Raw genomic sequence first — 23,315 nt, 5'->3', positions numbered from 1 at the left:
AGCCATGCGAGAGTAGGTCATCGCCAGGGGCTTCACCCCTAATCCCCGTCCCTAAAAGACGGGGATTTTTTATTGCACCATCAAAAGCCAAACGCTCCACAATGCTGATAAGACACGTGCTTGAACACGAATCCCCAAGCACTGTCCCAGCCAATCTCTCTCCTCAACCGCTGCCTGCTCGCTTTTGCGCTGCCGAAGCCCACCGGCCAGCAACCAATGGCGAACTCATGCACACCGCTATATCACTTACCGTCGCCACCGCCCGCTCCAGTAACTGTATGTCTGCTTCGTGCTGACGGGCTACATGCGGGTCTTCGAAGAAGATCGCACGGTGGCAGCGCCCCTCCAGGACACGATCTGCGATCTGTGCGTCGCCGCCCATCGGACCGCTTTGGTAGCGCTGCACCCAGTCCTGGCCCTGTGGCCAGCCACGGCTCCAGGCTAATTCGTTGAGCTGTTGGCCTGTGGTACCAGTGGCGACGCGGTTAGCGAAGCGCGACAGCAGATCGAAATGCTCGCTGGCGAAGGCGATCATCTGTGGTTTCATCGCGTCGTGCGCGATCAGTGCCAGCGTATGCTGTTCCAGCCTGTGCAGGTCGTCGGCACCGGGGTCTGCGGCCAGTCCGGCATGTATGCGCTCCATCTCGATCCAGTCGCGAGCGCTGGCGACGGTGGAGATGAAGGGCTTGGCGTGGATCACGCATTGACGCTTGAGTGCAATCGCCTCGGGAAAGATCGACGACGGATCGACGGGGTCGATGAGATAAATCGCTCCGTCAAGCGTGCGTTGTGTGCCTTCCAGCCCGACCACTTCGGCGACCAGTTTCATCAACCCGCCTTCGCGACCTAACGGATAACGCTTGAGTCCTGCATAGTGGGACAGCAGGCCGGCGCGCACGATTGCGTCGTGGGTACGGCCGACAGCATGCAGGCCGAGCTGCAGTTCGCGGATGCCGGTCTCGCAGGTACGCAACCAGCGGAACAGGGCCGCGTCCTCGCCCTCGTGGTGTAATCGGTTGGCGGCCAAGCCCAGGCGCATGCATCGATCCGTGTTGGATAGAGAGACGATAGTCTGCGCCGGATGACAGTGCAGACTCAATCGTCCTGTGTACCGGCGCCTTGTCCCTGCCGGAAACGGTGGGCACCGTGCAGCTCTGCATTGGCCTAGCGATGACCTATGCACTGACGGCCGCAGCGCGGGCATTTTCGGATGTTGCTATGCGTTGCGCTCAGGCTGCGGCATCGCGGGCCACTGACAGGTGGCTGCCGATCCACTGGACGATGCTGGCGGCCGCATCGCGGCCCTCGGCCACGGCGGTCACGACCAAGTCGGCACCACGCACGGCATCGCCGCCGGCGAACAGTTTGGGGTTGCTGGTCTGGTATGGCAGGCGGTCGTCGCCGCCGGCAAGAATCCGGCCGTTGGCGCTGCCCTCCACGCCGTGTGCGGCCAGCCACTCCGGAACACTGGGCGAAAAACCGAAGGCGATGATGACCACGTCCGCTTCCAGTACCGATTCGCTGCCTTCCACCGGCACGGCGGCCTGACGCCCATGCGCATCCGGTTCGCCGAGCCGGGTTTGCACTACGCGCACGCCTGCGACATTGCCGGCGGCATTGGCTTCCACCGCCAGCGGTTGACGGTTGAACAGGAAGCGCACGCCTTCTTCGCGTGCGTTGGCCACTTCGCGCGCGGAGCCGGGCATGTTGGCTTCGTCGCGGCGGTAGGCGCAGGTGACCTTGTTCGCACCCAAGCGGATCGCACTGCGCACGCAGTCCATGCCGGTATCGCCGCCGCCCAGGACCACCACGCGTTTGCCGCTGAGGTCCGGCAGTGCGATCTTGTCTTCCCAGCCGGCGATTGGTCGGCCCCAGGGATCATTGCCGCCAACGATGCGGCTGTTCTGCACCAAAAATGGCAGCGCTGGCAGCACGCCGGGCAACTCCTGGCCGGGCAGGCCGCCGTCGGTGTAGCGGTAGGCGCCGGTGCCGAGGAACACCGCGTCGTACTCGTCGAGCAGGTGTTCCAGACGGATGTCGCGGCCGATCTCCACGCCCAGGCGGAATTGCACGCCCATGCCTTCGAGGACCTCGCGGCGCTTGCCGATCACGCTCTTGTCGAGTTTGAAGCTGGGGATACCGAATTGCAGCAGGCCACCGATTTGCTCGTAGCGGTCGTACACCATTGCCTGGATGCCGGCACGTGCCAGGCGATCGGCGCAGCTCAGCCCGGCGGGACCGGCGCCGATGACGGCCACGCGCTTGTCGGTCGCTTGGACCTGGCTCAGATCCGGGCGCCAGCCGTTTTGCAGCGCGGTGTCGACGATGTACTTCTCCACCGCGCCGATGGTCACCGCACCGAATTCCTCCAGCGTGCAACTGCCTTCGCATAGACGATCCTGCGGACACACCCGACCGCACACTTCCGGCAGCGGATTGGTGCTGTGGCACAGCGCCGCGGCTTCTTCGATGCGGTTTTCCTGCACCAGTTGCAGCCATTGCGGGATGGCGTTGTGCACCGGGCATTTCCAGCTGCAGTAGGGGTTGCCGCAATCCAGGCAACGCCCGGCCTGGTACTGCGCGTCGGCCTTGTCGAACTTGCCGTATAGCTCGTTCCAGTCGCCGGAGGTGCGCAATTCCACCGGGATGCGTTGCGGCATCTGCCGGGGCAGGTCGAGGAACTGGAAAGCTTGCTTGCGGCTCATGGAAAGATCTCGTAAAGCGTGGCGTATTGCGGGGCAGCCGGCGCGTGGACGCTCAGGCGGCGCGGCGCAGCGATTCGGTCAGCGACTCGATGCTGGCGGCCTTGGGTTTGACCAGCCAGAACTTGCCGACGTAGTCGCGGAACTCGTCGAGAATCTGCTGCGCCCAGATGCTGCCGGTCAGTTCGCGGTGACGGCTGATCAGTTTGTGCAGGTGCTGGCGATGGCGTTCGAAGCCTTCGGCGGAGATGCGATGGATGTCGATCAGTTCGTGGTTGTAGCGGTCGACGAAATCGCGGTCCACATCGAGGACGTAGGCCAGGCCGCCGGTGAAGCCGGCACCGAAGTTCAGCCCGACCTTGCCCAGCACTAGCACGATGCCGTCGGTCATGTATTCGCAGCAATGGTCGCCGGCGCCTTCGATCACCGCCAGCGCGCCGGAGTTGCGCACCGCGAAGCGCTCGCCAGCGCGACCGGCGGCGAACAGTTCCCCGCCGGTCGCGCCGTATAGGCAGGTATTGCCGATGATCGCGGTGCTGCGCGCCTCGAAGCGCGCGCCGCGTGGGGGCCGCACCACCAGGCGACCGCCGGCCATGCCCTTGCCGACGTAGTCGTTGGCCTCGCCTTCCAATTCCAGATGCAGGCCGCCGGCGTTGAACGCGCCGAAGCTCTGCCCGGCCGAACCACGGAAGCGCAGGGTCAGCGGCGCATCGTCCATGCCATGGTTGCCGTGGGTGCGGGCGATGGTGCCGGATAGGCGTGCGCCGATCGAGCGGTCGGTGTTGTGGATCAGGAAGCGGTGTTCGCCGCCGCGCTTGTGCGCGATGGCGTCGGCGAGCAGGCCGTCCATCTGCGTGGCCAGGCTGTCCGGCGATTCGTACAGCCGTTGCGCGGCGCAATGGCCACCGTCATGGTGCATGTCCTTGAGCAGCCGCGACAGATCCACACGCACGCCCTCGCGCGGCGACACCTGCAGTTGTTCCAGCAACTCGGTGCGACCGACGATGTCGTCGAGCGAACGCACGCCCAGGTACGACAGCCACTGCCGCACTTCCTCGGCAAGCAGGCGGAAGAAATTCTCCACGCGTTCGGGTAGGCCGACGAAGTGGTTGGCGCGCAGGCGCTCGTCCTGGGTCGCAACGCCGGTGGCGCAGTTGTTGAGGTGGCAGATGCGCAGGTACTTGCAGCCGAGCACGATCATCGGCCCGGTACCGAAGCCGAAGCTGTCCGCGCCCAGGATCGCCGCCTTGACCACGTCCAGGCCGGTTTTCAGGCCACCGTCGGTTTGCAGAATGGTGCGCGCACGCAGATTGTTGGCCACTAGCGCCTGGTGCGACTCGGCCACGCCCAGTTCCCACGGCACGCCGGCGTAGCGGATCGAGCTGACCGGGCTGGCGCCGGTGCCGCCGTCGTGGCCCGACACGGTGATCAGGTCGGCACCTGCCTTGACCACACCCGCGGCGATGGTGCCCACGCCCGCATGGCTGACCAGCTTGACCGACACCAGCGCGGTCGGATTGACCTGCTTGAGGTCGTAGATCAGCTGGGCCAGGTCTTCGATCGAATAGATGTCGTGATGCGGCGGCGGCGAAATCAGGCCGATGCCGGGCCGCGCATAGCGCAGCCGCGCGATCAGTTCGTTGACCTTGTGGCCGGGCAGTTGACCGCCTTCGCCGGGTTTGGCGCCCTGTGCGATCTTGATCTGCAGCACTTCGGCGTTGACCAGATACTCGGGGGTGACGCCGAAGCGACCGGAAGCCACTTGTTTGATCTTGGAGCGTTTCTCGGTGCCGTAGCGCGCTGGATCCTCGCCGCCTTCGCCGGAATTGCTGCGCCCGCCGAGTCGGTTCATGGCGATCGCCAACGCTTCGTGCGCTTCCGGCGACAGGGCGCCCAGGCTGATCGCGGCGGTGTCGAAACGTCGCAGCAGGTCTTCGGCCGGGGCGACTTGATCCAGCGGGGTCGGTGTCTCGGCGCGCTTGAGTTGTAGCAGGTCGCGCAACGCCGAGGCTGGGCGCCCATGCACTGCGGCGGTATACGCGGCCCAGTCGGCCTGCGTGCCGGTGCGGGTGGCGCGTTGCAGGGTCAGCACCACGTCGGGGTTGTACATGTGGTACTCGCCGCCGTGGACGTATTTGAGCAGGCCACCCACTTCTGGCTTGAGCAGGTCGTTCCAGGCGCGCGCGGCCAGTTGCCGTGCCTCGGTGTCCAGGCGCGCCAGACCGACCCCGCCGATGCGCGCGCTCGTCTCCGGGAAGCACAGCGCCACCACGTCTGGGTCCAGCCCGACGATCTCGAACAACTGCGCGCCGCGATAGCTGGCGATCGTGCAGATGCCCATCTTGGAGATGATCTTGGACAGGCCCTTGTAGATGCCCCTGCGGTACTTGCGGCCGATCTGGGTTTGTTCGCCGTCGCTCTTCAGCAGCAGGATGCCGCGCCGGCCTAGGTCGAACAGCGTTTGATAGGCCAGGTACGGATACACCGCCGTGGCGCCGAAGCCCAACAAGCAGGCCATGTGGTGCGGGTCGCGTGCGGTGCCGGTCTCGATGATCAGGTTGACGTCGCAGCGCAGGCCGATGCGCGAGAGATGGTGGTGCACCGCACCGGTGGCTAGCAGTGCATGCGCCATCGGCCGTTCCGGCACCGGATAGCGGTCGGTCAGCAACAGCAGGATTTTACCGTTGCGCGCGGCCTGCTCGGCCTCGGCGCAGATGCGCCTCAACCCGGCTTCAAGCCCTTCCTCGACGCTGTATGACAGGTCGATCTGCGCGTTGTGCTGCTGGTACTGCTCCATCTTCAGTAGCTGGCGCAGCTTGCGCTGGCTGAGCACCGGCGAGTTGAGGATGACGTGGTTCACCGTCTCCGGACCGGTATGAAAAATGTTGGTCTCTCTGCCGAGCTGGGTGGTCAACGACATCACACAGTCTTCCCGCAGTGGATCGATGGGCGGGTTGGTGACTTGCGCGAATGCCTGGCGGAAGTAGTCGTACAGTGGTCGGGTGTGGCGGCTGAGCACCGCCATCGGGGTGTCGTCGCCCATCGAGCCGGTCGCTTCCTGTTCGGTCTCGGCCAACGGTCGCAGGACCTGTTCCACTTCCTCGGTGCTGAGCTGGAACAGCTTGTGGTAGCTGCGCAGGGTGCGCTCGTCGAACGGTTCCTCGACCAACGACGGATCGATCAGCTCGGTCTGCAGATAGGTCACGCCTTGTTGCAACCACTGCTTGTATGGGGCACGGCCGCGGTTGATGCGGTCGATCGCATCGGAGTCGAGCAGGTCGCCGCGCTTGAGGTCGATGGCCATCATCTCGCCGGGGCCGAGCTTGCCTTTGCGGGTGATGCGCTCGGCCGGCAGTTCCCACACGCCGGCCTCGGAGGCGACGAGGAAATGACGGTCGGAGGTCAGCATCCAGCGTGCCGGGCGCAGTCCATTGCGGTCGAGCATGCACGCCGCGTAGCGGCCGTCGCAGGCGACGATGCCCGCCGGACCGTCCCACGGCTCGGCGTTGAGCCCATGGAACTCGTAGAACGCGGCCAGATCGGCATCCTTGAACTCCAGCGACTGGCTCGCCGGTGGCATCAGGATGCGCAGTGCCTGCAGTAGATCCATGCCGCCAGCGACCAGCAGTTCGAGCATGTTGTCCAGGCTCTGCGAATCGGAGCCGTGCATCGAAATCACCGGGTCGAATTCGGCGATGTCGAAGCGCGGCGTCTTCCACACCTTGCTGCGCGCCTGTGCCCAACGACGGTTGCCTTCGATGGTGTTGATTTCCCCGTTGTGCGCCAGCAAGCGGAACGGATGCGCCAGTGGCCAGCGCGGCAGGGTGTTGGTTGAGAAGCGCTGATGGAACACGATGGCGCTGGAGGCCAGGTCGCTACGCTGCAAATCCAGATAAAACGCGCTGAGCTTGTCTGGCAGCACCATGCCCTTGTAGCTGATGCTGTCGGGCGAGAGTGTGGTCACGTAGAAATCGGCGACCTCGCGCAGGCGCTGCTCGGCGCGGCGGCGCGCCAGGAACAGGGCCACGGCGAAGGCGTCCGTACTCTGCTCGTCGCTGGCATTGACGAAGATCTGTTCGATCCGCGGCAAGGTGTCCTTGGCCAACTGCCCGCACACCGCGTCGTCGGTCGGCGGAATCCGCCAGCCGCATGGCGGTGCGCCGACGCGGCGCAATTCTTCTTCCAGCACCTGACGGCAGTGTGCGGCGGCGTTTGCATCGGCGCGCGGCAGGAACACCAGGCCGGTGGCGAAGTGGTCGCCGATGGCGATGCCGGCCTCGCTGGCCAGCGCGCGCAGGAATACCTCGGGTTTGCGGATCAGCAGGCCGCAACCGTCGCCGGTCAGGCCATCTGCGGCGACGCCGCCGCGGTGGGTCATTCGCGACAGCGCCGCGATGGCGGTGTCCACCAAGGTCCGCGAGGGTTGGTCGTCGAGCTGCGCGACCATGCCGAAACCACAGGCGTCGCGCTCGTCTTGTGGGTCATAGAGCCCGTGGTGGTTGAGGGGGGCCATGTCTGCCTCTGAAAGCGATCCGAAAGAACGCGGCGACACTCGCCCCCGCTCTGGCATGGAGCGCTTCTTGAGGTCACCGGAACATCGACTAAACCACAGTTGATGCGGTGCCGCAATATAAAGTTGCAACTGCAACCTCGGGATTGGCGACGACCCTGCCGTCGCCGTGGCGGTGTCTGAACAGGCGGCTTAACCGCAGCGCACGCCGGTAATCTGGTTCTTGGCATCGACCTCGATATTGAGGCGTTCGCCGTTGAATTCCATGGTCACCGGCTGATTCGGCTTGAGCACGCGCACGCTTTTGGCGCCGGTGTCGCTGCGGGCCTGATCGAGCAGCGCCGGTTCGGCGGCCTGACCCACCAGGCCTTGTGCCTGCGAGGCATCGCAGCTTCCCACAGGTGGCGCCTCCGGCGCGCTGGCCGGGTCCGGCGCCGCCGCCTGTTGCGCGGCGGCCTGGGCCTTGGCGGTCACCTGTTCCTGTTCGTCCGGCGGCGGCGCGTTGCAGGCGGCCAGGGCCAGTGCCATGCAAGAGATGCCGAGCAAGCCAGCACGCGTGGACGCACGGGAGGAAAGGGATGTACTCATCGAAGTTCCTGATGGATGGAGACAATGTAAAGGAATGGACAGCATAACGGCAGCAGCATCGGACACGTGGCGTTCGCCGCGCGTTAACCGGCGTTTGCGGTGGTCTTGCGGCGACGTCGTCGACAATCCGAAATCCGGATGCGTCTCACCATGGCCGCGTGCTGCCGTGCGGACACGGGCCCGGTTCCACCGCTATCCCCGAATGGCCCACGCACGATCGGTCCGGCCGAGTGACCCGCCGCACTGCTTCCACGCTGCGTCGTCTGATGATGCGCCGTTCGCTAAGGCAGAGGGAGACCGGCTGTCGACCGCGCTTCGGTCTCGGTGGAGACCAGGCGTTGCAGCAGCAGCGCCAGCGTTGCCACATCCTGATGGTTATGCGCGGCGACGCGGCGCAGGTCAAGTGCGCTACCGCCGCGCAGATAGCGCAGCCACGCCGCGGGCGCTTGGGAACCAGGCAGATCGTCCTCGCGCACGATGCGCAGCAATTGCCGTTCGATCGTAGCGAGTTTGCAGTTCTCCCAGGTGCCGCGATAGCGACGCCGGGTGGGATGCAGCAGATCCAAGTGATCCAGTGCCGACAGCGGATCGGCGCAGCGCGCCAGCCGGTAGCGGGTTTTCAGCAGTGGCGCGTCGTAGCTGCGCCCGTTGTAGCTGGACAACACCGTGGTCGGGGTCAGCCAGGTGCCGAATGTCTCCAGCATCGCTTTCTCGGCGCCCATCTTTGCCATCAGCAACTGGCGGATGCGCAGGCCTGGGCCATCGGCTGGGTGCAGGGTCCAATCGGCTGCGCCGATCATGAAGGCGCGGGTGCCGGTGCCGCCGGTCAGGCCAGTAGTCTCGGTGTCGAAGAACAGCAGGTTCGCCGGGTCCACCGCGTCCTCGCGCCGGGCGAAGGCCAGCGACAGCGCGATACGAGGGATGGGCTGCGGCAGGAACGACTCGATCAGGTGCAGTCCAGGCGCGATTTCCACGCCGGGCAGGTGGCGGTCCAGCGTTCCCGACGACCTGCGCAGTGCGGCGGTGGCGGGGACGACCGTGCGTTCGCGCAGGTCGACTAGACGTCGCAGCGCGGTGATATCCCGGCCGCCGCGCTCGAATGGAGCGATGGCGATGGGCGGTGCTTCGGCGACCTCGGCGGCGCTGCCATGCGCGCGTGGCGCAGGCACCTGCGGATCGGTGGCGGCTGCGGGTGATTGTGCGGCCCTGACGTCATGTGCGGTTGCTGGCCCGGCGATGGGCGCCGCAGGCGCCTTGCCGGTGCTCGCGCTGTCAGCGGACTCCGACAACCGCGCACGCGGCGGCTCCGCGTTTGCCGCGCCTGCCTGCCTGCGCAGTGCGCGCAAGCGGTCCAGGCCGATGTTCATGCGCTCCACTCCGGCAGCGTATCGGTGCCGTCCTCGATGGTGTCGCCGCCATCCACTGCCGTGTTGTCCAGCAGCAATTGCAGTACCTGCTGCGCCAGTGTTCTGGGTGTCGCCACGCCGGCTTCCTGTGCGGCTAGCACTGGGCCCACACAGGCCGGGCAGCCGGCCACGCAGTCGCACCCTTGCACCAATTCGCGCGCACGTTGCACCAGTTCCGCTTGGCGTTCCCATAGCGGTTCGCTCAGGCCCACGCCGCCGGGGGCGTTGTCGTACAGATACACCGTGGGCACGAACTGTTGCAGTTCGATGTTGGAGGGGGCGCCGTTGTCCCCGCCGCGCACCTGGCCGCGGCCTTTGCCATCGGCCACGGCGAACCAGGCGCCGTCGCCATCGCCCACCGCCTTTTGCAGGTCGCGCGCGTCGGCCATCACCGCCACCGTGGCGACCACGTGCAGCGCGTAGGCCGCGCCGAGAAAGCCATCCAGTGCGTCCTGCTTGGAGGCGAACGCGTTGAGCAGGGTGGCCTGCGGCACCTGCCACCACATCGCGGTGGTGTGCAGTTCCTGGTCGGGCAGGTTCACCGGACCGTAACCGATGTTTTCGTGGGTGTAGTAGCGGATCTTCTTGTAGCCGGCCACGCGGCGTACGACGTGCACTTCGCCATGGTGTGCGTCGCCGCGTCCGGCGGCTGCGCTGTCGAAGCGGTCCAGTACTTTGAGTTTGGTGAAGTCGATGCTGTCGGTGTAATAGTCCACGTGGGTGCGGGTGACGTAGGCCTTGCGTCCTTCCCAGTCCAGTTTCTCCACCTGGTACGGTGCGCTCTGCACCATATGGATGGCGCCTTCGTACAGGGTGAGCGCGGCGGCCGAGTAGTCCACTTCGGCGATGATCTGTTGCTTGCCGTCGGTTCTGTCCACGACCACGAAGTTGCCGTCGGCCACCGAGCGCAGGCTGACCGCGTTGGCCGGATAGCTGTCGGCGATCCACTCCCAGCGCTCGCCTTCCCGATGCACCACGTCGTTTTCGGCCAGCGCCTCTAGAAACACGCTCGGATCTACCGGCCCGAACGCCTCGCCGGCAACGAAGGTCAACTCGAAAGCAGCGCAACGAATGTGGTCGAACAGGATCAGCGGCTGGTTCGGAGCGATGCGTGCGTGCTCGGGAGAGGCGTCGACGAAGAAATCCGGATGCCGCACCACGTACTGGTCCAACGGTTGCGAACTGGCCACCAGCACGCCCAGCGCGGCTTGCTGGCGGCGGCCCGCGCGGCCGAAGCGCTGCCAGGTGGCGGCGACGCTGCCGGGGTAGCCGTTGAGCACCACCACGTCCAGCGCGCCGATGTCCACGCCCAACTCCAGCGCCGAGGTGGAGACGATGCCATCGATACTGCCAGCGCGCATGGCGCGCTCGGCTTCGCGGCGTTCGCTTGGCAGGTAGCCACCGCGGTAGGCGCGGATGCGTGGCGGTTTGCGCGGATCGTGGTCGAAGATGTCTTTGAGGTATTTGGTCAGCACTTCCACCATCAGCCTGCTCTGCGCGAACACCAGGGTCTTCAGCCCGGACTTGATCGCGATGCGCGCGATGCGGTTGCTCTGCGAGCGTGCCGAAGCACGCAGGCCCAGGTCGGGATTGACCACCGGCGGGTTCCACAGCAACACATGTTTGTCGCCGGTGGGTGCGCCGGAATCGGTGATCGCATGCACGCGCTGCTCGATCAGTGCCTCGGCGTGCGCGTGCGGATTGCCGATGGTGGCCGAGCACAAAATGAACTGTGGCCTGGTTCCATAGAACGCGCAGATACGCTTGAGCCGGCGCAACACATTGGCGACGTGGCTGCCGAACACGCCACGATAGCTGTGGATTTCGTCGATCACCACGTAGCGCAGGTTCTCGAAGAATTGTGCCCATTTTGTGTGGTGCGGCAGGATCGCCTGATGCAGCATGTCCGGATTGCTGACCACGATGTCGCCATGCACACGGATCGCCTGACGCGCATCGCCCGGGGTGTCGCCGTCGAAAGTAAAGGCCTTCACTCCCAGCGTGCCGACGCGGTTGAGATCCAGCAGTTCGGCGACTTGGTCCTGCGCCAGCGCCTTGGTCGGGAACAGGTACAGCGCTTTGGCCTGCGCGGTCATCGCCGCGGCCACCACCGGCAGGGTGTAGCACAGCGATTTGCCCGACGCGGTCGGCGTCACGATGGCCACGTGCGCGCCGCGCTGGGCGGCCTCCCAGGCGTCGGCTTGGTGGCTGTAAAGCTGTTGGATGCCGCGTGCGCGCAACGCGGCGGCCAGCGCCGGCGGCACAGCGTCGGGAATCGGCGCATAGCGGCCGGCATGGCCAGGGATCGTGAAACGACCGGTGATGCGATCGGCGTAGCGCTGTTGCAATCGCATGCTCAGCAGCGCGCCGTCGCGCGAAGGCAACCCGCCGTTGGTGGAGAGGGCGCGCTCGGCGTTCTCGGTGCGTGGTGCGAGTGCGTAGACCATGACTGAACTCCAAAGCGTCACAGGACACCAGGAGTGCGTCTCAGCGTGTGAGACGCAAGGAAGATGGCGCGTTCCGCACACCGGTCGAAGCCTCCTTCTGGCAGGAGCACGGTGGAGTGACGCCCTCCGAGCTTAAGACCTATGCGCGCAAGTTGAGAGAGCAAGTACGTCAATGGAAAAAGAACCTTGAGCACGAAGGCAGCGAGCGCGGTCCCTCGTCAGCAGGCAACAGGCGATCCATCGACGTACTCGACACGTTTTACGCCATCGACAAGTGATCCCAACCATAGGCGCTGGCCTGTGGTGGTTGACCGTGTGTATCGACACCAGGTTGCATGCCGACGTGGCGCAGATCTCGAACGCGCAGCGCGCGGCGTGCTCGGTCGTTGTGCGGATGCCGCGCCGGTCCGGCTTCGCGGTGCTGCGTGTCAGGGCGGGGCGGGTATCCTATGCATTCCTCCAGCATTGCGGCGCTGCCTCTGGGCGCGCCGAAGATCCTCTTGTCCGTATTGGCTTCCGCTTCCGTCCCGCACTATCGCACCGCCGCCGCGCGCCGTGCCGACCTGATCGTGCATGCCGCCGGCCTGTTGCTGGCCAGCGTTGGCGGCGCGCTGCTGGTCTGGCGCGCGCATGCTAACGACGTCTTGCTGCTTGCCACCTGCGTGTATGCATTGGGGTTGCTGACCATGTTCGCCTGCTCGGCGGCGTACAACTTCGCCTCGCCGCTGCGTCAACCGTTGCTGCGTAAGTTCGATCACGCGGGCATCTTCGTGATGATCGCCGGCTCCTATACGCCGCTCTTCGTACTGACCCTGTCCGGTGCCTGGGTCTGGTCGATGACGTTGGCGGTGTGGGGTGTGGCGTTGTTCGGTGTGTTCGCCAAACTGTTTCTGCCCGGCCTGGCCAAGGGTTTCTGGGTCGTGATCTACATGCTGTTGGGCTGGGCCGGAATGGCGGCGGCCAAACCGATCATGGCGGAGCTGGACAGCTCCGTGTTGTGGCTGATCGCCATCGGCGGCGCGATCTACACGGTGGGCGTCGCCTTCTACGTGCGCAAATCGATGCTGTACAACCGCGCGATCTGGCATGCCCATGTACTCGGTGGCGCATTGGCGCACTGGTATGCCATCTGGTTGTGCGTGCGTCCGCTGTCGCCGACATGAACGCGAGAGCGTGGCGTGCTAGTGGCCGTGCGCCGACAAACGTAAGCTCGACGCCTGTCAGTGACCACCGTGGAAGGAGCGGATGCGATGGGCAAACCGATCCGTTTGGTCATCGTTGCCATGTTCTTTGCCGCCTGCGTGTCGGCGCATGCGCAGCAGCAGGCCGTGCCTACGCCCGCCGCGGCGGACCCATTGCAGGTCAGTAGCGCGCCGCCGGATATTCAGACCCTGGGGGAAGTGCAGGCGTTGCCGCCGGACGAGGGCCAGCCGCTGGATCTGTATCGATTCAAGAATCCGGTCGACCTCAAGCCCAATCCGTTCGACAAGGACTGGCGGCCGCCGCCTTCGGTGGAGCAGGTCAGCCTGAGCGGCGGCTACTTGGTGCAGGGCGTCTACTACCTCGCGGGCAAGACGGCTCAGGGGCTGCACACGTTGACCGGTGCGCCGGATCAGATCCAGACCGCCACGGCGCGCCCGCCACCGCAGTTGAGCGCGGCGCAGCTGCGCCGTGCCACGCAACTGTGCGCGCAGCAGGATGCGGGCTGCGATCCGGGGCAGTGACGCACATCGTGCGCTTTTCTCGTAACGCCCGACTCTGCATGACCGCTGGTCGTGCGCGGTTCTGTTCGGCTTCATGCGGCGGTGGCATGGGCAAGCGCGGTGTGCATCTGCTCCAGCCGCAGGCGGCCTTCGGATATTTTCGTCGTTTGAGGCGTCCGCATGCACGAATGGGCCTGCGGCGGTGTATTCAAAATGCGCTCGCGATGTCGCAGCGGAGAGTTCCTGCGATGGCGCGTTGGCCGACGTAGACGTGCTGCGCCCTCAGTGCCCGGAGCGTGCGTAGCCTTCGAGTTGGTCGGCGCGGGCACCGATCCGCCGCAGATTGGCCTCGGCGTTCTGCAGAGTTGCTTCCTGGCTGCGCCGATTCAGTGCCTTGTCCAGCGCCTCGCCTTGCGCGTTGGATTGTTGCCAGGTGTATTGCGCGTCTATCAGTTTGGCGCGATCGCTGCCGCTGAGGCGGTAACGCAACGTGTCGTAAGCGCGATCCAGGCGATCCTGCTGCACGCGCTGTTCGCGCTGGATGCAGCGGCGCCGTTCATCCAGGCCAGTGGCTTGTTTGCGGCATTCCAGATAGGCCGCGGACAGACCGTTGGATGCCTGTTCGGTCTGCACCTGTTGCATCTGTTGTTGCATTTGCTGGATTTGTTGAGTTTGCTGCAGCAGCAGTGCCTGCGCCTGTGCTGCGGACTGTTGTGCGGCCGCGGTACCACAGGCGCTTACGGTCATGAAGATAAAGGCCCACACCACCCGGTGGCGTGCGATTGCGTTGCTGTTGCGCATCGTCCTTCTCCTTAAAAGTCCAGCATCCCGATCCTGCCACGCAACCTCGTCGGCATGCGGGTTACTTGTCGCCAAGCATAAGGCTAAGGAGCGCATCATGGCACCGCCATGACGCGGTGCAAAGGACGACAGGCCGCGTCCGTCGAAGGCATCGACCGCACCCCATCATTCGCCTTGATCAACGTTGCGCCTGGGATTGCAGCTGCTCTGGCAACAATGCGCCGTGGTAACCCGACGTTGCGCTGAACGTCGATCCGCTCTGTTCAGCATTTCTTGCATTTGGAAGTGGCGGCGGTCACACGGTCTCGGGCAGCATGCGTCGGCGCCGCGAGCTTGGCCGCAGGCGCCCACCTCCCCCACTGGTATATGCCCATGCGCGATCCTGTCGTTTCTGTCGCCGATTCCGTCGCGCACGTCGCGGCCCGCCTGGAGCGCCTGCCGCCGACCCGGACGCTGTGGCGTCTAGTCGGGTTGCTGGCGCTAGGCGGATTCTTCGAACTCTACGATCTGTTCCAGACCGCCTACATCAGCCCCGGCCTGCTGCACGATGGCATCTTCGCCGAGGGAGCGGCGGGTGTATTCGGCACTTCCGACCAGGGCGCCTTCGGGATGGCGACGTTTCTGGGCCTGTTCGTCGGTGCGAGCGTGTTGAGCCCGTTCACTGACCGCTTCGGGCGCCGCCCGGTGTTCACCTTCGCACTACTCTGGTACTGCATCGCCACCGTGGCGATGGGCCTGCAGCACAGTGCGCTGGGCGTGATCCTCTGGCGCGGTGTAGTCGGTATCGGCCTGGGCATCGAATTGGTCACCATCGATACCTACTTGTCGGAACTGGTGCCGCGACAGATGCGCAGTGCGGCATTCGCCTTCGCCTTCTGCCTGCAGTTCCTGGCAGTGCCGGCGGTGGCGTTGAGCGCCTGGTTGTTGGTGCCGCATGCGCCTTTGGGCATCAGTGGCTGGCGATGGGTGGTGTTGCTCAGCGGCGGCTTCGCCGTGGCAGTGTGGTGGTTGCGTAGCCGGCTGCCCGAGTCGCCGCGCTGGTTGGCGACGCAAGGCCGGCAGGTCGAGGCCGACACCGTATTGATCGAACTGGAAGCGCGTTGCAGCGCCGATCTGGGGCGTGCGCTGCCGGCCCCGGAACCGGAGCCGGCGCTGACTGCACCGCCGCCGCGCTTCGCGGCGCTGTGGCAAGTGCCGTACCGACGCCGCATGCTGATGCTGGTGGGCTTCCATGTGTTCCAGGCGGTGGGCTTCTTCGGTTTCAGCAATTGGCTGCCGAAGCTGCTGGCCAAGCAAGGTGCGGACAGCGTGCACAGCCTGGGTTATTCCTTTGCGATTGCGTTGGCGTATCCCTTGGCACCGTTGTTGTTGTTGCGCTTCGCCCAGCGTTGGGAGAACAAGGCGCAGGTGGTGGTATCGGCGCTGGGGGCGGTGCTGTTCGGCACGCTGTTCGCATGGCAGAGTCAGCCGCTGACGATTATTGCGTGCGGCGCGGCGATTGCCGCCTGCAATGCGTGGATGAGTTTCGCTTACCATGGCTATCAGGCCGAATTGTTCCCCACGGCTTTGCGTGCCCGTGCGGTGGGCTTCTGCTATTCCTTCAGCCGTCTGTCCACGGCGTTTAGCAGCCTGTTGATCGGCTTTTTGATGGATAACACGGGTCAGCGTGTCGGCCCCGTGCTGGCTTGCATCGTCGCCAGCATGCTGATCGCGGCGTTGGTGGTCGGCGTGTTCGGCCCGGTCACTCGCAACCGCTCATTGGAACGGATTTAGGCCACGTGTCCGCACCGTCTTTGTCCACAGCCGCACTGCGCGGCGTGGTGCATGCTGTCGTACACCCTTGCCAGGAGTCTTGCGGCCATGACCTCGCATTTTCCCGTTCCCGCCCTGGATGCCGACGACCACCGCGACCTGGCGCAGGCGCGGGCGCTGCTCGAACATCCCGGACTGGCGGCGAAAATCGCCAATGCGGTCGGTGCGCCGATCGAGCACTTGCTCAGCAAACGCTTGCCGCGCGTGCTGTCCTCACGCGTGGAGGCAATCAGTCAACGTGCGTTGCGCGTGGCGTTGCGCTCGGCGTTGCTGACCCTGCGCGTGCAGGAGGCGCCAGGCAAGGCGCGACCGCGTCTGCATGGGGCGGCGGTGGCCGCGACCGGCGCGGTTGGTGGCTTCTTCGGTCTGCCTGGGCTCGTGGTGGAGTTGCCGTTGACCACGACGTTGATGCTGCGTTCGATTGCCGATATCGCCCGCGCCGAAGGCGAGCGCCTGGACGATCCAGCCACCACGCTGGCGTGTCTGGAGGTGCTGGCGCATGGCGGGTCTCGCCAGGACGAGGACAGCGAATCCGGTTATTTCGCGGTGCGTGCGGCGATGGCACAGCAACTCGGTGCTGCCGCGCAGTACGTAGCCGCGCACGGACTCGGCAGCAAGGGCGCACCGGTGCTGGTGTCGGTGCTCTCGCGCATCGCCGCCAAATTCTCGGTGACGGTCAGTGAGAAGTTCGCGGCGCAGGCGGTCCCACTGGTCGGCGCGGCCAGCGGCGCGCTGCTCAACGCCGTGTTTATTGCGCATTTTCAGGCGCTGGCGCGCGGGCATTTCATCGTGCGCCGGCTGGAACGCCGCTATGGCGAGGCGGCGGTGCGCCAGGCTTACGAGGCGTTGCCGGCGCAGCGTTGAGTGCTGGTCGCGCAGGACCTGTGCGGGCACAGAGGCAGCGTGTCGCGCCGTCCCCGTTCTTCTTGGGATCATGACGTCATGCCGCATCCGATTTTTGCAGGGCCTTGCCATGAACTCTCGCAACAGCGCCGAAACCGAGGACGATCCGCCGCGCCTGGCCTTGCTGATCGATGTCGACAACGCGGAGCCGTCGGTGATCGAAGGTCTGTTGGCCGAAGTGGCCATGGCCAAGTACGGCGTAGCCAGCGGCAAGCGCATCTTCGTGCGCTCGTGCGGGTGAGGCGAATGCGTAGCGACTGGGAGAGCGGACACGATGAGCGAGAAGCCGTTTGCGCCGGCCTGCGAGCGCAACCGTGGACCAATCCTGGACGTGCTGCGTCGGCACTTCGCCGATCGCGAATGTGTGCTGGAGATCGGTAGCGGCACTGGTCAGCATGCGGTGCATTTCGCCGCGGCGTTGCCGCAGTTGACTTGGCAATGCAGCGAGCGCCCCGAACACCTCGCCGGTATCGCGCAATGGTTGGAGGCGGCGGCATTGCCGAACACGCCGCCTGCCTTGCGCCTGGACGTATGCGAAGGGCCATGGCCGGTGGCCGGCTACGATGCGGTGTTCAGCGCCAATACCCTGCACATCATGGACTGGGCGGCGGTGCAGGCATTCTTCGCCGGCGTCGGGCGATTGTTCGCCGATTGTGTTGGGGCGACGCTGGTGGTGTACGGGCCGTTCAACGTCGGCGGTGTGTTCACCAGCGAGAGCAACCGCGTGTTCGACGCTTGGCTGAAGGCACGCGATCCCGCCAGCGGTCTGCGCGATGTAGAGGCGGTGATGGCACTCGCCCATGCGCAGGGTCTGGCGCTGCAGGAAGATGCAACGATGCCGGCCAACAATCGCTGCCTGGTCTGGCGGCGCGGCTGAGCCACGTGTCCGCGCCCGCGGACGGGTCAGTTCGTCTGCACAATGTGCAGCGCCTTGGGGTTGCGCCACGTCGCCAGCAACTGTGTTTTGCGTTGTTTGGCTTCGTCCAGGTGCGCTTGCTTGATATGACCATAGCCGCGAATGTGTTCGGGGATGCTGGCGATCTGCACCGCCAGCGCAAGGTTGTCCGTCTGCAACCGTTGTAGCAGTTCGTCCACCGTGGCGATGTAATCGGCGATGAGCTGGCGTTCGCCGCGGCGTTCGGCGCTGTAGCCGAAGACGTCCAAGCGGCTGCCGCGTAGCCGGCGCAGCTTGGCCAGCCACTTGAACGCGGTGAACATCCATGGCCCGTAAGCGCGTTTAAGCGGCTGTCCCTGTGCGTCCTTGGCAGCCAGCAGCGGGGGCGCCAGATGAAACTGCAGTGTGTAATCGCCCTCGAACTGGGCTTGGACCTGCCGTTGGAATTCGCCACTGGTGTACAGCCGTGCCACTTCGTACTCGTCCTTGTAGGCCATCAGCTTGAAGGCGTAGCGCGCCACCGCTTCGGTCAGCACGGTCGAAGCCGGAGCGATGCGCTGTTCGGTGGCGCGCACGCGTTCCACCAGGGTGGTGTAGCGTGCGGCATAGGCGGCATCCTGGTAATCGATCAGGAAGACGTGGCGACGCGCGATCCGTTCGTGCAGCGAGTGCGACAGGCGGCTGTCGTCCAGCGGTGCGGGGTTGGCGTCATCGGTATCGGCGGCATCGTTGACCTTGGATCTTCCGGCTGCGCGTTGCACCGCAGGTAGATCCAGCGCCGCTCGCCGGCCCCAGGCGAAGGCTTGCTGGTTCATCGCCACGGCGGCGCCATTGAGCTCGATGGCGCGCATCAAGGCCGCATGCGACAGGGGCACCAAACCGTGCTGCCAAGCGTAGCCAAGCATGAACAAATTGCTGGCGATGGCGTCGCCAAGCAGCGCCGTGGCCAATTCCGTGGCATCGAGCAGCAAGGGCTCGCGACCGCGCAGGGCCAGGCGCACGCTGGCGACGATCTCGGCGGCGGGGAAGTGTATGTCCGGATGCGTGGTAAAGCTGCCGGGCATCGCCTCGTAGGTATTGAGCACGACCTGGGAGCGTTCCCCGTGCATCTTGGACAGGACCCAGTAGTCGTTGACCACCCCCATGTCGCAACCCAACACCAGGTCGGCCTCGCCAGCGGCGATGCGCACGGCGTGCAATTGCTCGGGCCGGCACGCCAGACGCACGTGGGTGGTGACGGCGCCGCCCTTCTGCGCCAGGCCGGTCTGGTCGAGCACGCTGGCGCCTTTGCTTTCCAAGTGTCCAGCCATGCCGAGCAACGCGCCGATGGTGACTACGCCGGTGCCGCCGACACCCGTGATCAGGATGTTCCAGGGTTGCGTCAGGTCACTGTGGAACGTGGGTTCTGGCAGATGCTCCAGTAATGCGGAGGCGTCGATCTGGCGGCCTTTGCGCAACTGCCCGCCGTGCACGGTGACGAAGCTGGGGCAAAAACCGGAGATGCAGGAAAAATCCTTGTTGCAATTGGACTGGTCGATCTGGCGTTTGCGCCCGTACTCGGTTTCCTTCGGCAGCACCGACACGCAGAAGCTCTTCTCGCCGCAATCGCCACAGCCTTCGCACACCAGCGAATTGATCAGCACCCGCTTGGACAGATCAGGCAGCGTGCCGCGCTTGCGCCGACGTCGCTTTTCGGTGGCGCAGGTCTGGTCGTAGATCAGCACGCTGGTGCCCTTGACCTCGCGCAGGTGCCGCTGCACCGCATCCAGCTCGCTGCGATCGTGAAATTCGACCTCGCTGGGGAACAGCTCGCGCCGCCGCGTCCATTTGCCGATCTCGTCGCTGACCACGACGATGGTGCGCACGCCTTCGGCCTGCATTTGCCGGACGATGTCGGGCACGCTGAGTGTGCCATCCACCGGCTGTCCGCCGGTCATCGCCACGGCGTCGTTGTAGAGGATCTTGTAGGTGATGTTGACCCCGGCGGCGATCGACTGGCGAATCGCCAGCGAGCCGCTGTGGAAATAGGTGCCATCGCCCAGGTTCTGGAAGACGTGTGCGGTGTCGGTGAACGGCGATTGCCCGGACCAGGTCACGCCTTCGCCGCCCATGTGGGTGAAGGTGTCGGTGGCGCGGTCCATCCACGTCACCATGTAGTGACAGCCGATGCCGCCCATGGCACGTGATCCTTCTGGCACGACCGTAGAGGTATTGTGCGGGCAGCCGGAGCAGTAGTGCGGGACGCGGGTGAAGTCGACACGCGGCAGGGCCAGTTCCGTTTCTTTGGCCGCCATCCACTGCAGTCGTTGTTCGATCGACGCGGTGTCGATCGCATTGGATTGCGGCAGGCGCTGGATGCGCTTGGCGATTACCCCAGCGATGGTGGCCGGGGTCAGTTCACCTGTGGAGGGCAGGATCCATTCGCCGGCCTCGTCGTACTTGCCGATGATGCTCGGGCGGGGGCCGGCGTTGGTTGGCCAGGCGTACAACTGTTCCTTCATCTGCCGCTCGATGAAGGACTTCTTTTCCTCCACCACCACGATGTCCTGCAGCCCGCGCGCGAACGCGGCGATGCCCAGTGGTTCCAGTGGCCAGGTCATGCCGACCTTGTACAGGCGGATACCGATCTGCGCGCAAGCGTCCGCGTCCAGGCCCAGGTACTCCAACGCTTGCAGCACGTCCAGATAGCTTTTGCCGGTGGTGACGATGCCCAGTCGCGCCTGCGGCGCGTCCATCACCATGCGGTCGATGCCGTTGGCACGGGCGAAGGCCTGCGCGGCACCGATCGCGTAGCGGTGCAGGCGCATTTCCTGGTCCAGCGGCGGATCTGGCCAACGGATGCTGAGCCCGCCCGGCGGCAGCGCGAAATCTTCCGGCAGCACGATCCGCCGTGCGAAGGGGTCAACCTCCACCGAGGCCGAGGATTCCACCGTCTCGGCGATGGTCTTGAAGCCGATCCAGCGCCCGGTATAGCGGCTCATCGCCCAGCCGAGCAGGCCCAGGTCGAGGATATCCTGCACACCAGCCGGGTTGAGCACTGGCATCATCGCGCTGACGAACTCGTCTTCCGAGCCGTGCGGCAGGGTCGAGCTGCGGCAGGCATGGTCATCGGCGGCCATTGCCAACACGCCACCATGAGGCGAGGTGCCGGCGGCATTACCGTGTTTGAACACGTCGCCGCAGCGGTCTACGCCAGGGCCTTTGCCGTACCACATGGCGTATACGCCATCCACGCGTGCGCCGGGGAATAGGTTGGTCTGTTGCGTCCCCCACACCATGGTCGCACCCAGGTCTTCGTTGATGCCGGGTCTGAAGACCACGTTGGCCGCGTCCAAATGCTTGCGCGCGCGCCACAACTCCAGGTCCAAACCGCCCAGCGGACTGCCGCGGTAGCCGCTGACGAAGCCGCCGGTGTTGCGTCCGGCAGCACGGTCGCGTAACTGTTGTATCAGCGGCAGGCGCACCAGCGCCTGCACGCCGGATAGATAGATTCGGCCTTCGGTGCGGGTGTACTTGTCTTCCAACGTATAGCTGGCATCCACGCCATCGGCGGCCGCAGTGGCGAGAGAGGACGACGGACGCGAATCGGCGATGCGGTTCATGTACTTGCCCAAGGATGAAAGGCTGACGCGCGTCATGCTTTACCGTGCGCGCGCTTATGATTGTATCAGTCGCGTTTTTGCAAGCAGGCGCTCGCTCGTGGAATTGCGGGCGGTTAGGATGGGGCAAAAGGGAGGAGACGAACTCCAAGGGGTTTCAGTAGTGAAGATATACGCACGGGTCATGGCCGCAGTGCTGGCTTGCATCGGGGCAGTTGGTATGACAGGTGCGCAGGCGCAAGCGTTGCCGGCACCGAAAGAGTTCTATTTCGATCAAGACGCCAGCACCACGCGTCCGGTGGTTGCTATTGCTGGCACTGGCGATGCGCTGGTGGAGCGTCTTGCCAATACAGTGCAGCGCAATTCGTATGCGGGCTCGGGTACGAGCGAGGCGTGCGCGCAACTGGCCGCTATCGCCATGACGGACGGCCACCAGGAACTGGGCAAACAGCTGTACCAAGAGGCATTGCAAGGGCTCTCAGGTAGTGCGCAGCGTCGCCAGATGGCGTGGAATTACGGCTGGAGCCTGCTGCGCATCGGCGATCCAGCTGGCGCCTTGAACCAATGGAGTGGGCTGATCAACGGCCATCCAGCCGCGCCGGATTGGATCCCGCCGACCCTGGCACTGGTCCTGTGGCGCTTGCAGCGCAAGGACGAAGCGGTCAAGTGGTACGCTGCCGCCGTCCGTACCTGGCCGGATAAATGGGGTGGCGGTGCCGATTTCGCCGCCTTGCTACCGAACTGGCGCGCCGCCGAGCGCGCCACGCTGGCCGATGTCCACGCTGCCTGGCAGGCTGCGCCGCCGGCCTGGCCTTGAGCCGCGACATGGCGGCGCGCGGCGCGGTGCTAGCCACCGTCGCCGCTGTGGCCACGCCGCCTGCGTGCAAGTGGCAGCGTAACCTGCGCAGAGCCCTGTAGCACCGATGGCCTTCGATGCGTTTGCGCTGATCCTGACCATGCTGGCCCTTGGCAAGCTGTTCGCGCGCCTGCGCGTGCTGCCACCCAGTACCACAGATGTGCTCAACGCAGTAGTGCTCTACCTGTGTTTGCCTGCTTCGGTGCTGATGTACGTGCCGCGCCTGCAACTGGATCGGACTCTGCTGGGACTGGTGCTGACGCCGTGGTTATTCACCGCTGCGACGGTTCTGGCGGTGCTGGTGCTGCGCACTCCGCTGCGTCTGCGCCGCGAACAGCAGGCGGTCCTGTTGTTATGCGTGGCATTGGGCAATACCAGCTTCATCGGTTACCCGATGGTGCATGCGCTGCTTGGCGAGGCGGCTTTGCCGTATGCGGTGGTCTACGACCAGTTCGGCACCTTCGTGTTGTTGTCGAGCTTCGGCCTGTACGTGTTGGCGCGCTACAGCGGCGAGGCGCCGCCCTCGCCGAAGCAGACGCTGTCGCGGATGGCGCGCTTTCCGCCGCTGTGGGCCTTGGCGTTCGCACTCACGCTGATGCCTGTGCGGCCACCTACCTGGATCGCCTCGGGTTTGCAACATCTGGCCGATGCGATGCTACCGCTGGTGATGCTGGCGGTCGGTTTTTCGATCCAGTTGCGATTGCCGCGCGATGAATTGGTGCCGCTTGCCGCCGGGCTGGCGCTGAAGCTGCTACTGCTGCCAGCACTCGTCTGGCTGCTGTCGTTGGCCCTGGGCCTACGCGGGCAACTGCTTCAAGCCAATGTGCTGGAGTCTGCGATGCCGACCATGATCACTGCGGCGCTGTTGGCGATCTCGCACCGGTTGGCACCGCGGCTGGCGGCCGCGCTGGTCGGTTACGGCATCTTGCTGTCGCTGCTCACATTGCCGGCGTGGCTGTGGGTGCTGGGCGCATAGGGCTGAGCGGACCTTTGGCGCATTCGCGCAATGCATGCAGTTGCATCACTTTAGTGTCGGAAACGTCGACATCATCGTTGACAAGCTTTGGACCAATCGCGCTTTTCTCATGCAGTT

The 23,315-nt window shown here is 65.1% G+C and carries 16 protein-coding genes and 1 pseudogene; 9 read left to right on the top strand and 8 right to left on the bottom strand.

The features are described from left to right. Positions 1 to 163: 163 nt before the first annotated feature. From XalbCFBP2523_RS13540 to XalbCFBP2523_RS13515, 6 genes and pseudogenes are all read right to left on the bottom strand, one after another. Positions 164 to 1,039 (bottom strand): methylglyoxal synthase, encoded by an 876-nt coding sequence (locus tag XalbCFBP2523_RS13540; protein ID WP_012917589.1) that lies wholly within the window; start codon positions 1,037 to 1,039, stop codon positions 164 to 166. A gap of 190 nt (positions 1,040 to 1,229) precedes the next feature. Further along, the gene (locus XalbCFBP2523_RS13535; RefSeq protein ID WP_012917588.1) at positions 1,230 to 2,705 is read right to left on the bottom strand and encodes an FAD-dependent oxidoreductase; all 1,476 of its coding nucleotides are present in this window, start codon (positions 2,703 to 2,705) and stop codon (positions 1,230 to 1,232) included. Positions 2,706 to 2,757: 52 nt separating this feature from the next. After that, positions 2,758 to 7,215, bottom strand: a complete 4,458-nt coding sequence (gltB, locus tag XalbCFBP2523_RS13530) for a glutamate synthase large subunit (protein ID WP_012917587.1) — start codon at positions 7,213 to 7,215, stop codon at positions 2,758 to 2,760. 189 nt (positions 7,216 to 7,404) lie between these two features. After that, the gene (locus XalbCFBP2523_RS13525; RefSeq protein WP_045758510.1) at positions 7,405 to 7,800 is read right to left on the bottom strand and encodes an I78 family peptidase inhibitor; all 396 of its coding nucleotides are present in this window, start codon (positions 7,798 to 7,800) and stop codon (positions 7,405 to 7,407) included. 281 nt (positions 7,801 to 8,081) lie between these two features. Beyond that, positions 8,082 to 9,216: pseudogene (locus XalbCFBP2523_RS13520) on the bottom strand (ribonuclease H-like domain-containing protein); the annotation flags it as partial. After that, positions 9,164 to 11,653 carry a DEAD/DEAH box helicase gene (locus XalbCFBP2523_RS13515; RefSeq protein WP_045766507.1) on the bottom strand — a complete coding sequence of 830 codons (2,490 nt, stop codon included), beginning with the start codon at positions 11,651 to 11,653 and terminating at the stop codon, positions 9,164 to 9,166. The pseudogene XalbCFBP2523_RS13520 and the gene XalbCFBP2523_RS13515, both read right to left, overlap by 53 nt. A 47-nt stretch (positions 11,654 to 11,700) precedes the next feature. Between XalbCFBP2523_RS13515 and XalbCFBP2523_RS16420 the strand changes: the two genes are divergently transcribed. The 3 genes from XalbCFBP2523_RS16420 to XalbCFBP2523_RS13505 all read left to right on the top strand — a co-directional run bounded on the left by XalbCFBP2523_RS16420 (position 11,701) and on the right by XalbCFBP2523_RS13505 (position 13,377). After that, positions 11,701 to 11,931 carry a hypothetical protein gene (locus XalbCFBP2523_RS16420; RefSeq protein ID WP_146084088.1) on the top strand — a complete coding sequence of 77 codons (231 nt, stop codon included), beginning with the start codon at positions 11,701 to 11,703 and terminating at the stop codon, positions 11,929 to 11,931. Positions 11,932 to 12,153: 222 nt separating this feature from the next. Next, positions 12,154 to 12,816, top strand: coding sequence for a PAQR family membrane homeostasis protein TrhA (gene trhA / locus XalbCFBP2523_RS13510; protein WP_045766860.1), 663 nt, complete (start codon positions 12,154 to 12,156; stop codon positions 12,814 to 12,816). An 87-nt stretch (positions 12,817 to 12,903) separates the two neighbouring features. Beyond that, positions 12,904 to 13,377 (top strand): hypothetical protein, encoded by a 474-nt coding sequence (locus XalbCFBP2523_RS13505; RefSeq protein WP_045766506.1) that lies wholly within the window; start codon positions 12,904 to 12,906, stop codon positions 13,375 to 13,377. A 261-nt stretch (positions 13,378 to 13,638) separates the two neighbouring features. Here the strand turns inward: XalbCFBP2523_RS13505 and XalbCFBP2523_RS17220 are convergent, their stop codons facing one another. After that, entirely contained in the window at positions 13,639 to 14,157 is a 519-nt protein-coding gene (locus XalbCFBP2523_RS17220; RefSeq protein WP_230599185.1) for a lysozyme inhibitor LprI family protein, read from the bottom strand. A 372-nt stretch (positions 14,158 to 14,529) separates the two neighbouring features. On the opposite strand from XalbCFBP2523_RS17220, the gene XalbCFBP2523_RS13495 reads away from it, so the two are divergent. From XalbCFBP2523_RS13495 to XalbCFBP2523_RS13485, 4 genes are all read left to right on the top strand, one after another. After that, entirely contained in the window at positions 14,530 to 15,930 is a 1,401-nt protein-coding gene (locus XalbCFBP2523_RS13495; protein WP_045766858.1) for an MFS transporter, read from the top strand. Between the two features lie 87 nt (positions 15,931 to 16,017). Next, positions 16,018 to 16,833 (top strand): EcsC family protein, encoded by an 816-nt coding sequence (locus XalbCFBP2523_RS13490; RefSeq protein ID WP_196296879.1) that lies wholly within the window; start codon positions 16,018 to 16,020, stop codon positions 16,831 to 16,833. A 109-nt stretch (positions 16,834 to 16,942) separates the two neighbouring features. Then, a complete protein-coding gene (locus XalbCFBP2523_RS16415; protein WP_155393159.1) occupies positions 16,943 to 17,113 on the top strand; it encodes a PIN domain-containing protein in 171 nt (56 codons plus the stop codon). 33 nt (positions 17,114 to 17,146) lie between these two features. Further along, positions 17,147 to 17,749 (top strand): DUF938 domain-containing protein, encoded by a 603-nt coding sequence (locus XalbCFBP2523_RS13485; protein WP_045758508.1) that lies wholly within the window; start codon positions 17,147 to 17,149, stop codon positions 17,747 to 17,749. A 26-nt stretch (positions 17,750 to 17,775) separates the two neighbouring features. Here XalbCFBP2523_RS13485 and XalbCFBP2523_RS13480 read toward each other — a convergent pair whose 3' ends face one another. Further along, positions 17,776 to 21,369 carry an indolepyruvate ferredoxin oxidoreductase family protein gene (locus XalbCFBP2523_RS13480; RefSeq protein WP_045766505.1) on the bottom strand — a complete coding sequence of 1,198 codons (3,594 nt, stop codon included), beginning with the start codon at positions 21,367 to 21,369 and terminating at the stop codon, positions 17,776 to 17,778. 181 nt (positions 21,370 to 21,550) lie between these two features. On the opposite strand from XalbCFBP2523_RS13480, the gene XalbCFBP2523_RS13475 reads away from it, so the two are divergent. Beyond that, a complete protein-coding gene (locus XalbCFBP2523_RS13475; protein ID WP_045766504.1) occupies positions 21,551 to 22,183 on the top strand; it encodes a tetratricopeptide repeat protein in 633 nt (210 codons plus the stop codon). Positions 22,184 to 22,289: 106 nt separating this feature from the next. After that, positions 22,290 to 23,198: an AEC family transporter gene (locus XalbCFBP2523_RS13470; protein ID WP_045766503.1), complete on the top strand. Its 909-nt coding sequence runs from the start codon at positions 22,290 to 22,292 to the stop codon at positions 23,196 to 23,198. Positions 23,199 to 23,315 lie beyond the last annotated feature (117 nt).

Source organism: Xanthomonas albilineans, from assembly GCF_002939705.1.
In the GTDB taxonomy this organism is placed as follows: domain Bacteria; phylum Pseudomonadota; class Gammaproteobacteria; order Xanthomonadales; family Xanthomonadaceae; genus Xanthomonas_A; species Xanthomonas_A albilineans.
This window is presented reverse-complemented; position numbering and strand designations above follow the sequence as displayed.

Excerpts from the sequence above, each read along its gene's own strand:
- XalbCFBP2523_RS13540 (WP_012917589.1), bottom strand. The coding sequence starts at position 1,039 with ATGCGCCTGGGCTTGGCCGCCAACCGATTACACCACGAGGGCGAGGAC.
- XalbCFBP2523_RS13535 (WP_012917588.1), bottom strand. The coding sequence starts at position 2,705 with ATGAGCCGCAAGCAAGCTTTCCAGTTCCTCGACCTGCCCCGGCAGATG.
- gltB (WP_012917587.1), bottom strand. The coding sequence starts at position 7,215 with ATGGCCCCCCTCAACCACCACGGGCTCTATGACCCACAAGACGAGCGC.
- XalbCFBP2523_RS13525 (WP_045758510.1), bottom strand. The coding sequence starts at position 7,800 with ATGAGTACATCCCTTTCCTCCCGTGCGTCCACGCGTGCTGGCTTGCTC.
- XalbCFBP2523_RS13515 (WP_045766507.1), bottom strand. The coding sequence starts at position 11,653 with ATGGTCTACGCACTCGCACCACGCACCGAGAACGCCGAGCGCGCCCTC.
- XalbCFBP2523_RS13505 (WP_045766506.1), top strand. The coding sequence starts at position 12,904 with ATGGGCAAACCGATCCGTTTGGTCATCGTTGCCATGTTCTTTGCCGCC.
- XalbCFBP2523_RS17220 (WP_230599185.1), bottom strand. The coding sequence starts at position 14,157 with ATGCGCAACAGCAACGCAATCGCACGCCACCGGGTGGTGTGGGCCTTT.
- XalbCFBP2523_RS13495 (WP_045766858.1), top strand. The coding sequence starts at position 14,530 with ATGCGCGATCCTGTCGTTTCTGTCGCCGATTCCGTCGCGCACGTCGCG.
- XalbCFBP2523_RS13490 (WP_196296879.1), top strand. The coding sequence starts at position 16,018 with ATGACCTCGCATTTTCCCGTTCCCGCCCTGGATGCCGACGACCACCGC.
- XalbCFBP2523_RS16415 (WP_155393159.1), top strand. The coding sequence starts at position 16,943 with ATGAACTCTCGCAACAGCGCCGAAACCGAGGACGATCCGCCGCGCCTG.
- XalbCFBP2523_RS13485 (WP_045758508.1), top strand. The coding sequence starts at position 17,147 with ATGAGCGAGAAGCCGTTTGCGCCGGCCTGCGAGCGCAACCGTGGACCA.
- XalbCFBP2523_RS13480 (WP_045766505.1), bottom strand. The coding sequence starts at position 21,369 with ATGAACCGCATCGCCGATTCGCGTCCGTCGTCCTCTCTCGCCACTGCG.
- XalbCFBP2523_RS13475 (WP_045766504.1), top strand. The coding sequence starts at position 21,551 with ATGGCCGCAGTGCTGGCTTGCATCGGGGCAGTTGGTATGACAGGTGCG.
- XalbCFBP2523_RS13470 (WP_045766503.1), top strand. The coding sequence starts at position 22,290 with ATGGCCTTCGATGCGTTTGCGCTGATCCTGACCATGCTGGCCCTTGGC.